Here is a 14,305-nt window from a genome sequence, read left to right on the forward strand (position 1 = left end):
GGCATCGAAATCATTTTAATGAACACACCTGAGGACAAGAATTCTAAACTTTGGGGAGGAAGATTTAAAGAAAAAGCTTCTTCCATAATGGAAAGGATAGGAGAATCCATTTCCTTCGACCAAAAATTATACAAGGAAGATCTAGAAGGAAGTAGGGCTCATGCCAGGATGCTTGCAAAGATGGGCATCTTAAATTCCACGGAATTAAAAGACATACTAGATGGATTAAATCAGGTAGAAGAAGAAATAGAATCCGGAAATTTTAAATTCAGTTCTGAGTTGGAAGATATTCACATGCATGTGGAATCCAGACTTACAGAATTGAAAGGAGAAGTAGGGAAAAAATTACATACTGCAAGATCTAGGAATGATCAAGTATCCCAAGATACAAGGCTTTATGTAAGAAATCGTATCCAAGAAATTCTAGTTCGTTTGGATTCTTTGAGAGAAGCTCTTCTCGAACAGTCTTCTAAAAATATAGATACGATCATTCCTGGTTACACACATTTACAAGTTGCACAACCGATCAGAGCCTCTCATTTTTTATTGGCTTATTTTTGGATGTTCACCCGCGACCTTGAGTTTTTCGAATTTGCTCAGAAGACTGCAAACATTCTAGTTTTAGGCTCCGGTGCGATGGCAGGAGTGAATTACCAAAACGATAGGGAGTTTTTAGCCTCTGAATTAAAGGTAGATTCAATTTCTCCAAATAGTATGGATGCGGTTGCAAGCAGGGATCATCTTTTGCAATTTTTATCTGCAGCGGTCCAAACCATGCTACATGCTTCACGCTTTTGTGAGGATATAATCATCTATTCTTCCCAGGAGTTCGGTCTCGTAAAACTGCCCGATTCACTCACTACCGGATCTTCTATCATGCCCCAGAAAAAGAATCCGGATATCGCAGAACTGATCCGCGGAAAATCCGCGAGGGTGGCTGGTAATCTAAATCATTTAATCGGTCTCTTAAAGGGATTGCCTCTTACATACAATCGTGATTTACAAGAAGACAAGTTAGCTGTTTTTGATGCTGTGGAAACTGTTCTATTAAGTCTGGAAGGTTTAGAAGCAATGGTTTCAGAAATGCAATTCAGACCGGAAAGAGGAGAAAGATCCTTGAAGGAAGGTTTTGCCACTGCTACAGATTTGGCCGACTTCCTAGTGGGAGAGAAAAAAGTCCCATTCAGAACGGCTCACGAACTTGTAGGAAAACTCGTCTCCGAATGTGTGGAAAGAAAAGAGAATTTATTCACGATCTCAGAAGAGGTCCGAAAAGGAATTTCTCCTTATTTTACGGGAGAAGAATATTCCAAGGCTGTAAGTCTGGAACTTTCTACGGACAAAAAATCTAGTTATGGTGGAACTTCCAGGACTAGACAGTTGGAACAATTAGGACTCGCGAAACAATCTATCAAATCAATCCAAAGGAATACGAAATGAATTATCTGAATGTAAAATCTAAATCTAAGATCGGAATTGTCGGATCTTTAGCATGGTTTACGATTTTATTATTTTCTTTTGCCTGTAAGGCAAATCCATATGCGGAACAAAGATATGTTCCGGAAGCATATAGCCCTGTCGAGGTTGTAGTAAAAAAAGAAGAAAAACCTCGTGTGGCTCTTCCTGAAAAACCCGCTATTTATGCTCTGATAGAAAGTACCCAAGGAAATATGCTTTTCGAACTTTATGATAAGGATGCTTCGAAAACAGTCCAAAACTTTATCGATCTTGCACAAGGAGAGAAAGAATTTACTCTGCGTAACGGCCAACCTCAGAAAAGACCATTTTATGATGGATTAACCTTTCACAGAGTGATCGAAGGTTTTATGATCCAAGGGGGATGTCCTTACGGAGATGGATCTGGAACTCCTGGATACAGATTTGCTGACGAGATCAATGCTGCAAGCCTAGGCTTAGACCAAGCTAAAATAGGACAGTCACAATATTATACCGGTTACCTTTACAGATACATAGGCGGTGAACTTGGAATTCGTAGCCAAAGAGAAGCAGACGAAAGAAGAGAAGAGCTTGAAAGCAATTTAGAGAAGGCCAAAAATCTTTCGGTTATGGAGATCCTATATAGATTAGGATATCGTTATAATAATGTTGTGAAAAGTAAAAAGGCAATCAAAGGAGCATTGGCAATGGCGAATGCCGGGCCAAACACAAACGGTTCTCAATTTTTTATCAACCAAGTAGATACTCCTCATTTGGATGGATTGCATACTGTATTTGGACAGATCGTACAGGGTGCAGATGTAGTGGATAAGATCATCGCTTCCGGAAACGGTAAAACTACCATTCGCAAAGTGTCCATCTACGATAAGAGGGCAAAATAATGAGTACTTCCCTGGACCAAAATCCTATCTTTCTTTCGGTTGCTCGAGAGATACAGGGCTCTGGGTCCACGGGAAGAATATTAGAAAAACTTTCCGGGTTGCAGGTGGACGATTCCAGAGGCGGAGAAATGTTCCCTGAGATCCGGAATAAAAAAGACACTGCTTGGGACTTCCGCTCAGTAGTTTCAGTAGTAAGACTGATCCAACAAAACAGGCAATCAGTCAGCCATTCTTATGAAGAAGCAATGGCTCGTTACAGCAAAGTAAATAACTTAACAGCAAAACGGAAAGCAAACGAAGAAGAAGTCAGGCTTAAACAGACTCTAACGGATTATATCCTAAAGATAGAATCCAATTTTGAAAAGAACGATAGGGCGGATGAGTCCATCTTCAAAGAGATTACCCGATTTTTCGATAGTTTGGAATCTGCTGAAAAACTTTCCGAATCCAATATTTCCAGCCTGAACTTATCTCCTAAGTCAGTGACCCAAATCGGGCCAATTCTGGAGAAATACGAGGAATGCTACCAGGAATACAGTAAACTTAAACCGGTTCTTGGAAGGCTGATCCGGATCGCAGACTATATTATAGAAGATGCAGAAGGCTGAAAAAGGCCTTGGTTTCCTCGATAATTTCCCGGATTTTTTAGCAGGTTTTGTCTCTTTTTGCCGAAATCTAAAATGTAGAGCTGAATAGCTCTCTAGGTCCGAAGTGTCGAAACCTGGAAAACCGGATTGAAATTTTAGAATGAAACGAATTCTGATCATACTAATTCTTTTGAATGCATTCAGCTTGGGATCTTATCCAAACAGGAATGCAAGGGGAGAAGTTTCCGAAAATTATATCCAAGCCCAAGGCATCGTGGATATCAAACTTCCTAAAATGCAGTTCCGAGAAAAGGAACCGATTTCTGCTGTACTTTCCGTTAGAAACACAGGAAATGAGGTCCTTAGAATTTTCCCTTATGGAAAAGATCTACGTTCCTTCCAGGTGATCGTAAGAGATGAAGACGGTAGAACAGTAACAAGATTAGAAGAAGAAAGAAAACAAGATCCTGTCTTAAGAAGAAGGAACAAAGTCGAGAATCTCGTAGGTGACGAGGTCAAAGAGATCATTCTTCATAAAGACGAAACATTTTCAAAAGAGATCAGAATCGATCATTTATACGAATTAGAGCCTGGCAAAAAATATTTTGTAACCGCTTACTTCTATCCTAATATCTCCGAATATGGAGACCATTTTGTAAGATCAGAAAGCCATCCTTATTTCAGCGTAGAAGAACGTAAAAAAGATTGGGTTCTTCCTGGAGTTCCTTACCAAGATCCAACAACAGACGGATTAGAGCCGGAAGAAGTGATCCATCTATTCTTAGGTGCTGAAAAAAAGAAAAACTGGAAGCTCCATTTTAAATGGATCCATTTCCCAGAATACATACAAGCTTATGACAGATTTGCCAGAGATTGGCAACAATCGGAAGAAGCTGAAAAGGATTTTGTTCTGGAAGAATTTAGAAATTATCTAACTGAAAACAGATCCGGTATGTTACAATACTATAAGATCCTGGGAACGGAGAAGGTGAGTTCCAATCTTTCCAAAGTAAGAGTTGCAGTGGAAAGAAGAGTGAACAAGGTCCCTGTCCGATACGAATACGAATTTACTTTGAGAAGAATGCCGGAAGAAAACGGAATGTTCTGGAAAGTGGCTAATCTATTAGCGAAGGTAAGAAAATGACCGAGATATTATCCCAAGACGAGATAGACGCATTATTAAACGCGATCTCCAGTGGAGAAGTGGCGGAGGATGAGTATTCTTCCGTTGGGGAGCAGAAGAAGGTCAAAATTTACGACTTCAAACGTCCCGACAAATTTTCTAAAGACCAGATCCGTACTCTACAGATGATGCACGAGACCTTCGCTCGTTTGGCAACTACTGGACTTTCTGCTCAGCTTCGAGCTCTCGTTCACGTTCACGTTGCTGCGGTGGATCAGTTAACATACGAAGAATTTATTCGTTCTATTCCAAACCCAACCACACTTGCTGTGATTAACATGGACCCACTTAGGGGTTCCGCAATTTTAGAAATAGATCCTTCTATTTCATTTACGATCATTGACCGTTTATTCGGTGGTAAGGGAGAAACTGCAAAAATCTCTCGAGAACTTTCAGAGATCGAGATGAGCGTAATGGAAGGGATTATCGTTCGTATCTTGGGAAACATGAGAGAAGCCTGGTCAACTGTGATCGACCTTAGACCTCGTCTTGGTAACATCGAAACAAACCCTCAGTTCGCTCAGGTTGTACCTCCGAATGACATGGTGGTTTTGATCAACTTGGAGACTAAGATTGGTGAGGTAGAGGGATTGACCAACCTTTGTATCCCGTACATCACGATTGAGCCTATCATCAACAAACTTTCCGCTCAGTACTGGTATTCCTCCATTCGTAAAGGTGAGTTGGATGAGAACAGAGCAATCATCCAGGAACGTTTGGATCAGGTGCAAATTCCTGTGATCGCAGAAGTAGGTTCGGTAGATATTTCTATTTTGGATTTTATGAACTTAACGGTGGGTGATGTTGTAAAATTAGAAAACACAACTACCAGATCGGATATGCTTGTAAAAGTAGGAGAACGTAAGAAATTCAAATGTCTACCGGGACGTGTTGGAAATAGGTTAGCCATCCAGATCGGAGATAGGGTAGAAGATATTCCGGACGAATTACTTGGTTCCACTAGATCAGAACAAGAATATTGATCTGATCATCACAACCTGAAACTTTTGATTTAGATCAAAAGTTTCAACAAGGCACAAAAAAAGCGGGAAACAATTCCCGCTTTTGCTTTTTATAGAATATAGAAATCGGAAAACGATTACTTTCTCCAGTGAATACATTCACCGGGACATTCATCCATTTCCTTCTGAACTGTTTTCCAATCTTCCTCAGGGATCTGAGCTTGGTTAACATTCTCTCCTCCGATATGAGTCTCGGAAGTATCGTTATCGTCCATTTGAAAGTACTTAGGTAGATTGTCTGCACACTGGTTGCAAGAAGTACAGTTGTCCTTATCTACGTAGGCTATTTTGGTCATTCTGTCACTCCTTTGGAACTTTTTAGTTCTTCTATTTGGCGGTCTAGGGCTACAATTTCTAGACTGGGGCTATGGCGCAATACCTTTTCGTTTCAGATTCCGCCACTGATTGCCAGTCTCAACGCGATTTGAAGCCGTATATCGATTAGACAAGGTCCTTCCCGAATAATTCGATAGGTCGGTGTAAAAATGTGGACGGAAATTTCTTTCATCGATATTCTTCCCAAACCTATTTTAAGGGAGAATCAGAACTAAATGAAACGGATTGCCATAACCTTCTTTTTGGCCCTAAGCATTATAATTGTAGATTGTAAGAAAGCCAGAGAAGATCTCCAAGGTGGAGTGATCACATTCACCAAGGGAACAGTAAAAATATTTGATAAGGCCGGGAAAGAAAAAGCGGTTTCTGTGGATACTTTCCTTTTACCGGAAGATAAGATAGAAACCGGAAAAGATTCTTATGCAGACCTTCAATTGACTGAAGGAGTTCTTGTAAGGATCAAAGAAAATACAAGTCTCACTCTGAATAAAATTTTTATCGATTCTGCAAATGGAGAAACCTTCGCGGATATGGGGCTTACCAAAGGGAAAATTTTTACCAAGGTCGCAAACAAGCTGACGAAAACTTCCAAGTTCACAGTTTCCACTCCAACAGTCGTTGCTTCTGTTAGAGGAACTGAGTTCATTGTAGAAGAGACTGGTAAAGGAACAAGCACTAGAGTTTCTGACGGATCGGTCGAAGTTGCAGATGCGGATAATCCAGAAAGCCAAGCTATTGCCGACGCGGGTGAAAATGTTAGCTCTAATGGGGATACATTCAAAGAACAACCCTTAACAGAGGATGAAACCCAAGAGTTAAAAGAAGATTCCGCTACCATCCAATCTATTACGGAAGAACAAAGAGCACGTATCCAAGAGATCCTGAAAGATTTCCAAGAGAATAAGGCTCGTATCCTTCAAGGTTTGGAAGAGCAAAAACAAAGAAATAGAGAATTGATCGAAGGCGCAAAAGAAGAAAATCGTAAACTTCTTGAAGAGGCTAAAAGTGCCGGAAAAGAAGAAAAAGAAGCCATCCAAAAGGCAGGCAAAGAAGAGAAAGAAAAAGTAAAATCTTCTATGGATGATGCCAAGAAGGAATTGGAAAACCAGCGTAAGTCTTTAAAAGACCAAGCAGCTCCTAAATAATTAGGATTTCCATTCTAAAAAATAAAGAGCCGTTTCTGCAAGGAAGCGGCTTTTTTTATTCTTCTTCTTTGGAACGGAGTTTGTACCAGAGAATTGTGGTGGTAAAAAGTAAGGTGAAAGCGTTTGCAAGAATGATCGGAAAATCATTTTTCAGAACGCCGTAACAAAGCCAGAAAAACACTCCCACTGAAAGAACAAGATACATGTTCCTGGAAATATCTCTGGTCCTTTTTTCCAGGATCACTTTGATGAGCTGGGGAAGAAATGCCAGAGTAGTCAGAGTACAAGCGATAAATCCAAGTAAAGAGATCGGATCCATCATTTGCTTGTGTACTCTCTTGTGACTATTGTCTTAATCCCACCTCTTAGGTTATAATCACCCTTGACTTTGATATATTTTGGATCTACAGATTGGATCAGATCTTCTAAGATATGATTTACCACATTCTCATGAAAGATCCCAAGATTTCTGTAGGCGAGAATATATTCTTTCAAGGATTTTAACTCTATACATTTTGCCTTTGGTATATAGCTGATCTCTATCACCCCAAAATCCGGCAGACCGGTCTTAGGACAAACCGCAGTGAATTCTGGAATGGTAAAATCGATTGTGTAATCTTTACCTTCGTACACATTGGCGAAAGATTCTATCTCGGGAAGTTTCAGACTGGGGATATGGTCCTGTCTTCCCTCATAAGCGGAAATTCCTATCGACTCTTGTTGATGGCTCATGATTCCCTCTTTAAACCAGAGTTTTCCGGACTTTGTCTCTGGGAATCTTTTTACAACTCACATAAAGGAAACGTTAAGGATACCTTGGAATGAAGCACCAAAATGTAATTGGGATTGTGGATTTTGGAGGGCAGTACGCCCATTTGATCGCGTCCAGAATTCGTCGTTTGGGGGCTTATTCCGAAATTATAGGTAACGACGAACCTATTGAAACATATTCCAAACTTTCAGGCATAATTCTTTCCGGAGGACCGGAAAGTGTATATGAACCGGATTCTCCATCGCTACCCGTCGAAGTTCTAAAACTGGGAATTCCTGTTTTAGGGATTTGTTATGGCCACCAACTTATGATGAAACTTTTGGGTGGAGAAGTTAAAAAAGCAGGCATAGCAGAATACGGAAGAGCCGCTTTAGATTTTATTGATACTCCTAAAACAGAATTACTCAAAGGTTTTGCGGGCGGGGAAGTAGTATGGATGAGCCATGGGGACGAGGTGACTCGTTTACCTTCCGGTTTCACCCGCACCGCTTCCAGTCAAGACTGCGAATATGCAGTGGTTGAAAATCCTACCCAAAAATGGTTTGGGATCCAGCTTCACCCAGAAGTGACTCATACTGAAAAAGGTTCTGTCCTTCTCGAAAACTTTGTAAAAATTTCCGGGGCAGAAGGCACCTGGAATCTAAAACAATTCTTAGATCTAAAGGAAGAAGAATTACATTCAATCGTTCCTGCAGACAAAAAGATCTTCTTACTTGTATCCGGAGGAGTGGACTCCACTGTTTCTTACCTTCTTCTTTCCAGAGCTTTAGGAAAAGATAGGGTTAAGGGTGTTCTGATCGACACCGGATTTATGAGAAAGGACGAAGTAGCAAGTCTTCAGGAAAAACTTTCTCCTCAAGGGATCCAATTGCATGTTCACGATTCTTCTGAACTTTTTTATTCCGCTCTAAAAGGAAAAAAGGATCCGGAAGAAAAACGAAAAATTGTAGGAAATCTATTCTTACAAGCACAGGCAGATTGTGCTAAAAGTTTAGGATTGAATGCAGACGAATGGTTACTCGGACAAGGGACCATCTATCCGGACACAATTGAAAGTGGCGGGACCAAACATTCTCATACGATCAAGACCCATCATAATAGAGTAGAAGCCATTCAAAAATTAATGGAAGAAGGCAAGGTAGTAGAACCGATCAAGGACCTCTATAAAGACGAAGTCAGAGAACTTGGGAATTACCTTGGGCTTCCTAAAGAATGGACAGGAAGGCATCCTTTCCCAGGGCCTGGACTTGTGGTCCGAATGATCGCTCAAGAAAAGCCTACAGAAGAATCTGTTCAGAAAAAATTAGATGAGCTGGTGGGAACAGAATCTTCTCTACAAGCAAAACTTCTTCCTGTAGCTTCCGTAGGAGTAAAAGGAGACCAAAGATCTTATGCTCATTGTGCTGCAATTTCCGGAGACAAAACCTGGGATGAGTTGGATAAAATTTCTACAGCCATTACAAACCAAATTTCTTCCGTAAATCGAGTCGTTCTATATTTAGGTAGCCCTGAGTCCTTCTCAAAAGCAAACTTCAAGTTCCAACCAATCGACTTGGACAAAAAAGATTCTGATATCTTGAGAGAAGCAGACGCTGCGGTAGAGAAGGTCCTACAAAAAAGAAAGATCTATGATCAGATCTGGCAAATGCCTGTGGTACTTCTTCCTTTGGGCTCTGAATCCGGAAAAAGAAGTATCGTTCTTAGACCAGTTGATTCTCAAGAAGCAATGACTGCTAGTTTTTTCCGATTGGAAAAAGATGTTTTGGAAGAACTGGTTTCAGAAGTTCTCAAAATTCCTCAAATTGAATATTTGTTTTTTGATCTAACCAACAAGCCGCCTGGCACGATTGAGTGGGAATAAATTTCACTCGAGTCCGCGCTTAGTCTGAAAGATCAGTTGGATCGAACTTTGGGATCAGGAATTTTTTTTCGCCCCAAATCAGATCCCAATTTTCAGAATTTTCTCTCCATTCTAATTCAGGATCTAAAAGGATTTCGGTAGAGATCCTTCCCCAGATTTCCTTACGAAAAGGGTGGAGCAGATTTCCGAAAGTATCAAATATCAAATTTTCCGGTTGGAATAAGATCCCTTTTTCTCCTCCATAATAGAGTTTATCTCCAATTCTTTGTTTAAAAAGAATTGGATAATGTTCCGTTTGCACAAAATTCAATTCTTTCCCACAAGGAGAGATATAGGCACATTCCGGATATTTGCCGGTCTGATTTTTTTCTAGATGAGTGAAAAAGAAGTCTAAAAACTTTTTATCCGTCAGTTCGGAATCCGCGTGGAAAAGTCTAGAATTCGAGTCGATTCGATAGAAATAGATCCTCAAAGTCTTTCCTCCACTTTTCTATTGACACCTTGCCCACACACAAAATCATACCTCATATCGGCGTCGTGGCCAAGTGGTAAGGCATGGCTCTGCAAAAGCTTGATCCCCGGTTCGAATCCGGGCGACGCCTGGCAGAGTCTCAAAAACGCCTGGATGGTGGAATAGGTAGACACCCAGGACTTAAAATCCTGTGAGTTCACGCTCGTGCGGGTTCAAGTCCCGCTCCAGGTACCAACTTTACTTCAATTTAAAATCGCAGAGATCTCCCAAGTCTAGGACAGGAAGATCCATCTGCTTCTCCGGACTGAAACCCCCAAATCGAATCTTAAAACTCCTAAAAAATACGATATCCGGAAAGATCGTAATTTTAGAAAGCCCCAAGGTCTCTTTCCACACGAATGAATTCCAACCAGGTTTTAGATCTAATTCCTTCATCCCCAAATCGTATTTTCTATGAGACCAATATAGTTTGTCCTCATCAAAAGATTCTTCTGAGAAAACTGTTACGTTCATCTTGGTAGGTGAGTTTTTCCATGTAGGAGAAATATAAATTCCGAAAGAATAATCTTCTTCTCTGAGTTTTGCTGGATTTGGATATCTATGAGTAAGGCAACCTTCTATAGAAAATTCTGAATTTCCTTCGGAAGGTAAAACTGAAATAGTTTCCAAAATTCTTTTCTCTCTTTCTTCCCTTTGATTTCTAAAAGGAAGGATACGCCTTTCTATCTTTTTAGCAAGCGGAGAAGAAGAAGCAAATACCTGTCTTCCATACGCGAGTTCCGCCGGGATAGAAAGTCTCCAAATCCAAAAGGAAGTGTTTAAGAGGAAGGTAAGCCCTAAGAAAATTGCAGAGGTTTTGGAAAATTTAGAAGAAGTTTCCTTTTCCCTTCCCCATAAAAGTCCTGCCAATGCAAAGAAGGGAAGTGCGACTTCATCATCCAAAAGATAACATTGGAAAAATCCAGCTACCCAGATAAATCCAATACCTATTAAAGGAAAGTTACCGTCTTCCAAACTAGAATCAGAGATCTTTCTAAATAAAAGATAAAAAAATCCAATCCATAAAATCCCGGAAAGCCAGCCGCCTACTATCGCAAATTCTAAAATATCATTATGAGCATGTTTATTCGGAGTGATATATAGCTCATACCAGAGTTGTTCATTCTTCTCTATAAATGATTTAGAAACTTCTGAACTTGTTTCTTTGAATCTTCCTCCTCCCGTTCCTAAAATCGGGTTTTTTGCAAGCAAGGGAAGGCTGAGTTTATAGATCCAATATCTTTGGTTTTCAGGAGTTTGTATCTCTGTGAGTTGGGCGAGTGTCCTTTGTAATAACCAGTTTTTCTGATAAAAGAACCGAACTGTTCCTCCTAGAATGATTAAAAGTCCGATAGCGATCGTAATTCTTGTAAAAGTTACCCTCGGAAATTTACCTGAGAAATCTCTCCATTTGTTTAGAATAAAATAAAGAGTGACTGCAAGAACTCCTAACCAGGCAGATTTACTTTGGTTGAGCAAAAATACCCATGAGGCTAATAAGAGAAGGACCGCAAATCCTAGAGTGAGTTTAAAATCCTTCTTCTTTATTTTTTGTAAAACCAGAAGTGCAAGTCCCGGAATATAAAAAGAAATCAATCCACCATAAGTCAAATGAGTGTTCATTAGTCCGATCGGAAGATAAGTCTCCAGACCGAAAAGTGGTCCAGCAGGATGTTGCCTTCTATCTCCAGGGGCAGGAGTGAAACCGTTTGAGATAAATTTACCCAGTCTATATTCGCTGAAAACGGAGGCAATCCCCGAAATCAGAACGAGTAAGAATGAGATCCAAAGATATTTATAGATCAGCTTTCGATTGTTTTCATCAGAAGAATGTACCGCCGCAATTGGAAATAGGATAGAAAGCCAAAAATCTCCCGCCTCCGATTGCCTTGTAAAGGTTTTCCAAAAATTGGAATATTCTTCCCAGTGATATAAAGATGAAATGAATACGAGTGCATAGGCTCCTAAAATGAATCCCCATGGCAAAAGATACGTTTTGATTTTTTGAAAATTCTCCTTAGGGGAGAATATAAAACAGAAAATGCTCAGGCCCGCCAGGATTTGAGAGGCAGAAACAGAAAGTGGAAATGCTACTAAAAATAATAATAAGGAATGTAAGGAGATCTTACCTGAGATCTCGGAAATTTGAGAAAAGAAGCTAGGTTTCACCGGTCCCCAGACTTTCCTTTTCCTCTCAGATTTCCAGAAAAAACCGCTGACAAAGAAGGAAAACCTACTATTTTAGGAATTCATTCGCTCCTTTGCGATATTCGAATATATGGCAGAATCCGTTAAAACCAAGGAACCTTCTTCCCCTAAAAAAAAGAAATCTAAAGCCAAAGCTCCTCTGAGTAGAAACGAGGTCCGGGAAAGATTTCTAAAAAAACTTTCGGTAGCAATCATCACTTATAATGAAGAAACGAATATCGGAGACTGCATCAAATCCTGCAGGGATATCGCAGACGAGATCATTGTTTTAGATTCCAATAGTACAGATAAGACCAAAGAGATCAGCGAGTCTTTTCCGGAAGTCCGTTTTTCCTCCCAGAACTTTAAGGGACATGTAGAACAGAAGAATGATGCAATCTCTCTTTGTAGGAATGAATGGATACTTTCTCTGGATGCGGACGAACGTCTGAGTGAGGAACTAAGAGATTCACTTCGTACATTTTTGGAAAGTCCGGAAGATCCTTCCTTAAATGGGCTCAAAGTTTCCAGGCTTACATTCCATATGGGAAGGTTTATCCGCTTCTCAGGCTGGTATCCTCAGACTAAATATCGTATTATCCGAAAATCCAAGTCAAAATGGACCGGGGAAAATCCTCATGACTATTTGGTGGTAGAGGGGAAGGGCAAAAAGATAAAAGGGGATATCCTACATTATAGTTTTGCAGATCTCGCACAACAAGTAGATACGATCAATAAATTCTCATCTATTGTTTCTTGGACCCGTTGGAAGAAGAATAAAAAATTCTCTTTGGCCCGTACGATCATCAAACCTTTTGGGAAATTTATAGAGATATATGTTTTTAAACTTGGGTTCTTGGACGGATTTCCCGGATTTACGATAGCGATCTCTTCAGCATATTCCACTTTTCTAAAAGAAGCAAAGGTCTACGAAATGGGGAAAAAATTGATAGAACGCCCTTCTAATCTCCGAAAAGATTACGGGAACTAAGATGGCCAAGGGCAAACAAAAATCAGGTTTTTGGAATAAACTCTTTTTCTGGAGGAAGAAAAAGACTGTCTCTACAGGATCAGAGAAAGAACTAGTTCGGGATAGTCGAGGTTATACCTGGGAATTAAAAGACCTAAGAGAAAAGGCGGACCGCTTTTTTGTGACCCGTAAAAAACCTTCCGGCGTAATTTTTGAAAACCCCTCTCTTAAACTTACAAAAAACAATCGCAACTTATTTCGCTTAGAAGGTAAGGAAAAATCTGGTAGAGAATATTCTTTGGTCGTGTCCACCGGAAACTATTTAACTGAGCAAGGTGATAAGATCAGCGGAGTGATTTTTTTAGGAGAGGCTGATTTAAACCGACTTTTAAGCGGAGATCATAAGAGTCTAAAAAGTATCTTATCCGGGATCAATACTCCGAATTGGGATGAAGAATCTTGGGCAGTTTTGCAAGAAGAACCGGACTTAAAACGTTCTGCAGATTCTTGGAAAGAGATCTTAACTTGGGATCCGATCTGGAAACAACAAATATTGATTAATCTCAGGCCTAGCACAATCGCAGTGTTATTGGTTTTTTTGGGAAAAGAATTTGAAGATGTTTTCCAGGCAAATTCTTCTGAAAGAGTAAAACAGATCGTTTCCAAAGAACTGTATTTTTTAAACGTAAGCGGGAATAGGAATTCTCCGCATTCCGAAAATTTGACACTGTATGAATTCGATTCTGCTAAAAAAGATTTTGAGTCGGTGCTCTCTAAAATTCGGTCTAAAAAGGATAAATGAGAATGAACTTAACAGAAATCGCGTCCAAGCAGATCCAAGACTCTATTGAGACTAAAAAAGCGGTATTGGATACACTTCTTACTGAAATTGAAGAAGCAGGAAAAATTGCTTCTGAAGTATTAAAAAAAGGGAATACGATCCTTTTTTGCGGAAATGGTGGTTCTTCTTGTGACGCATCTCATATTGCTGCAGAACTTGTGGTCCGTTACAAATCGGGAAATGAAAGAAGAGCTCTTCCTGCACTGGCATTAAATGCCGACTCAGCAGTTCTAACTGCATGCTCGAACGATTATGGATATGAATTTGTGTTTTCTCGTCAGGTGGAAGCTTTTGGAAAACCTGGAGATCTACTCGTTGGACTTTCAACCAGCGGGAATTCTAAAAACGTGATCGCAGCAATGGAAGCGGCCAAAAAGATCGGGATGAAAACGATCTCTTTCTTAGGTGGAGACGGTGGAAAAATGAAAGGAATGGCGGATCTAGATCTGATTATTCCTAGAAAAGAGACTGCTCGAATCCAAGAGTCCCATATTCTGATCGGTCATATTCTTTGTTCTATCGTGGAATACGAACTCTTTCAGTTGGGATAA

General features: G+C 40.1%; 15 protein-coding genes and 2 tRNA genes. 12 read left to right on the forward strand and 5 right to left on the reverse strand.

Annotated elements, in window-relative coordinates; genetic code table 11:
* Nucleotides 1-18: 18 nt before the first annotated feature.
* From argH to fliM, 5 genes are all read left to right on the forward strand, one after another.
* A complete protein-coding gene (argH, locus tag EHO65_RS12810; RefSeq protein ID WP_135774879.1) occupies nucleotides 19-1,440 on the forward strand; it encodes an argininosuccinate lyase in 1,422 nt (473 codons plus the stop codon).
* Entirely contained in the window at nucleotides 1,437-2,339 is a 903-nt protein-coding gene (locus tag EHO65_RS12815; RefSeq protein WP_135774881.1) for a peptidylprolyl isomerase, read from the forward strand. Before argH ends, EHO65_RS12815 begins: the two co-directional genes overlap by 4 nt.
* Entirely contained in the window at nucleotides 2,339-2,947 is a 609-nt protein-coding gene (locus tag EHO65_RS12820) for a hypothetical protein (protein WP_135774882.1), read from the forward strand. Before EHO65_RS12815 ends, EHO65_RS12820 begins: the two co-directional genes overlap by 1 nt.
* A gap of 139 nt (nucleotides 2,948-3,086) precedes the next feature.
* Nucleotides 3,087-4,070, forward strand: a complete 984-nt coding sequence (locus EHO65_RS12825) for a hypothetical protein (RefSeq protein ID WP_135774884.1) — start codon at nucleotides 3,087-3,089, stop codon at nucleotides 4,068-4,070.
* A complete protein-coding gene (gene fliM, locus EHO65_RS12830; protein WP_020768525.1) occupies nucleotides 4,067-5,092 on the forward strand; it encodes a flagellar motor switch protein FliM in 1,026 nt (341 codons plus the stop codon). Before EHO65_RS12825 ends, fliM begins: the two co-directional genes overlap by 4 nt.
* A gap of 116 nt (nucleotides 5,093-5,208) precedes the next feature.
* Here fliM and EHO65_RS12835 read toward each other — a convergent pair whose 3' ends face one another.
* Nucleotides 5,209-5,427 (reverse strand): ferredoxin, encoded by a 219-nt coding sequence (locus EHO65_RS12835; RefSeq protein ID WP_100766811.1) that lies wholly within the window; start codon nucleotides 5,425-5,427, stop codon nucleotides 5,209-5,211.
* 255 nt (nucleotides 5,428-5,682) lie between these two features.
* On the opposite strand from EHO65_RS12835, the gene lsa33 reads away from it, so the two are divergent.
* Nucleotides 5,683-6,612: a surface adhesin Lsa33 gene (lsa33, locus tag EHO65_RS12840; RefSeq protein ID WP_135774886.1), complete on the forward strand. Its 930-nt coding sequence runs from the start codon at nucleotides 5,683-5,685 to the stop codon at nucleotides 6,610-6,612.
* 55 nt (nucleotides 6,613-6,667) lie between these two features.
* Here lsa33 and EHO65_RS12845 read toward each other — a convergent pair whose 3' ends face one another.
* Entirely contained in the window at nucleotides 6,668-6,931 is a 264-nt protein-coding gene (locus EHO65_RS12845; RefSeq protein ID WP_165782560.1) for a SemiSWEET transporter, read from the reverse strand.
* Entirely contained in the window at nucleotides 6,931-7,344 is a 414-nt protein-coding gene (gene queF / locus EHO65_RS12850; protein ID WP_100710043.1) for a preQ(1) synthase, read from the reverse strand. Before queF ends, EHO65_RS12845 begins: the two co-directional genes overlap by 1 nt.
* 89 nt (nucleotides 7,345-7,433) lie before the next feature.
* Between queF and guaA the strand changes: the two genes are divergently transcribed.
* Nucleotides 7,434-9,245 carry a glutamine-hydrolyzing GMP synthase gene (gene guaA / locus EHO65_RS12855; RefSeq protein ID WP_135774888.1) on the forward strand — a complete coding sequence of 604 codons (1,812 nt, stop codon included), beginning with the start codon at nucleotides 7,434-7,436 and terminating at the stop codon, nucleotides 9,243-9,245.
* Between the two features lie 19 nt (nucleotides 9,246-9,264).
* Here the strand turns inward: guaA and EHO65_RS12860 are convergent, their stop codons facing one another.
* Entirely contained in the window at nucleotides 9,265-9,717 is a 453-nt protein-coding gene (locus EHO65_RS12860) for a DUF4505 family protein (protein ID WP_135774890.1), read from the reverse strand.
* A gap of 59 nt (nucleotides 9,718-9,776) precedes the next feature.
* On the opposite strand from EHO65_RS12860, the gene EHO65_RS12865 reads away from it, so the two are divergent.
* Nucleotides 9,777-9,847: transfer RNA gene (locus EHO65_RS12865), tRNA-Cys, on the forward strand.
* Between the two features lie 17 nt (nucleotides 9,848-9,864).
* Nucleotides 9,865-9,951: transfer RNA gene (locus EHO65_RS12870), tRNA-Leu, on the forward strand.
* A 3-nt stretch (nucleotides 9,952-9,954) separates the two neighbouring features.
* Here the strand turns inward: EHO65_RS12870 and EHO65_RS12875 are convergent.
* Nucleotides 9,955-11,925, reverse strand: coding sequence for an O-antigen ligase family protein (locus EHO65_RS12875; protein WP_135774892.1), 1,971 nt, complete (start codon nucleotides 11,923-11,925; stop codon nucleotides 9,955-9,957).
* A gap of 109 nt (nucleotides 11,926-12,034) precedes the next feature.
* Between EHO65_RS12875 and EHO65_RS12880 the strand changes: the two genes are divergently transcribed.
* The 3 genes from EHO65_RS12880 to gmhA are packed head-to-tail and all read left to right on the forward strand — an operon-like array spanning nucleotide 12,035 to nucleotide 14,305.
* Nucleotides 12,035-12,934, forward strand: coding sequence for a glycosyltransferase family 2 protein (locus EHO65_RS12880; protein ID WP_135774894.1), 900 nt, complete (start codon nucleotides 12,035-12,037; stop codon nucleotides 12,932-12,934).
* 1 nt (nucleotide 12,935) lies between these two features.
* Nucleotides 12,936-13,715 carry an LBBP_01157 family protein gene (locus EHO65_RS12885; RefSeq protein ID WP_135774896.1) on the forward strand — a complete coding sequence of 260 codons (780 nt, stop codon included), beginning with the start codon at nucleotides 12,936-12,938 and terminating at the stop codon, nucleotides 13,713-13,715.
* Between the two features lie 2 nt (nucleotides 13,716-13,717).
* Nucleotides 13,718-14,305, forward strand: a complete 588-nt coding sequence (gene gmhA, locus EHO65_RS12890) for a D-sedoheptulose 7-phosphate isomerase (protein WP_135774898.1) — start codon at nucleotides 13,718-13,720, stop codon at nucleotides 14,303-14,305.

It is taken from the genome of Leptospira andrefontaineae, from assembly GCF_004770105.1.
Taxonomy (GTDB): Bacteria; Spirochaetota; Leptospiria; order Leptospirales; family Leptospiraceae; genus Leptospira_B; species Leptospira_B andrefontaineae.

Bases quoted from the DNA above. Each gene is read 5' to 3' on its own strand.
- queF (WP_100710043.1), bottom strand. From the start codon at position 7,344: ATGAGCCATCAACAAGAGTCGATAGGAATTTCCGCTTATGAGGGAAGA.
- gmhA (WP_135774898.1), top strand. From the start codon at position 13,718: ATGAACTTAACAGAAATCGCGTCCAAGCAGATCCAAGACTCTATTGAG.
- guaA (WP_135774888.1), top strand. From the start codon at position 7,434: ATGAAGCACCAAAATGTAATTGGGATTGTGGATTTTGGAGGGCAGTAC.
- EHO65_RS12815 (WP_135774881.1), top strand. From the start codon at position 1,437: ATGAATTATCTGAATGTAAAATCTAAATCTAAGATCGGAATTGTCGGA.
- EHO65_RS12825 (WP_135774884.1), top strand. From the start codon at position 3,087: ATGAAACGAATTCTGATCATACTAATTCTTTTGAATGCATTCAGCTTG.
- EHO65_RS12820 (WP_135774882.1), top strand. From the start codon at position 2,339: ATGAGTACTTCCCTGGACCAAAATCCTATCTTTCTTTCGGTTGCTCGA.
- argH (WP_135774879.1), top strand. From the start codon at position 19: ATGAACACACCTGAGGACAAGAATTCTAAACTTTGGGGAGGAAGATTT.
- EHO65_RS12835 (WP_100766811.1), bottom strand. From the start codon at position 5,427: ATGACCAAAATAGCCTACGTAGATAAGGACAACTGTACTTCTTGCAAC.
- EHO65_RS12845 (WP_165782560.1), bottom strand. From the start codon at position 6,931: ATGGATCCGATCTCTTTACTTGGATTTATCGCTTGTACTCTGACTACT.
- EHO65_RS12880 (WP_135774894.1), top strand. From the start codon at position 12,035: ATGGCAGAATCCGTTAAAACCAAGGAACCTTCTTCCCCTAAAAAAAAG.
- lsa33 (WP_135774886.1), top strand. From the start codon at position 5,683: ATGAAACGGATTGCCATAACCTTCTTTTTGGCCCTAAGCATTATAATT.
- fliM (WP_020768525.1), top strand. From the start codon at position 4,067: ATGACCGAGATATTATCCCAAGACGAGATAGACGCATTATTAAACGCG.
- EHO65_RS12885 (WP_135774896.1), top strand. From the start codon at position 12,936: ATGGCCAAGGGCAAACAAAAATCAGGTTTTTGGAATAAACTCTTTTTC.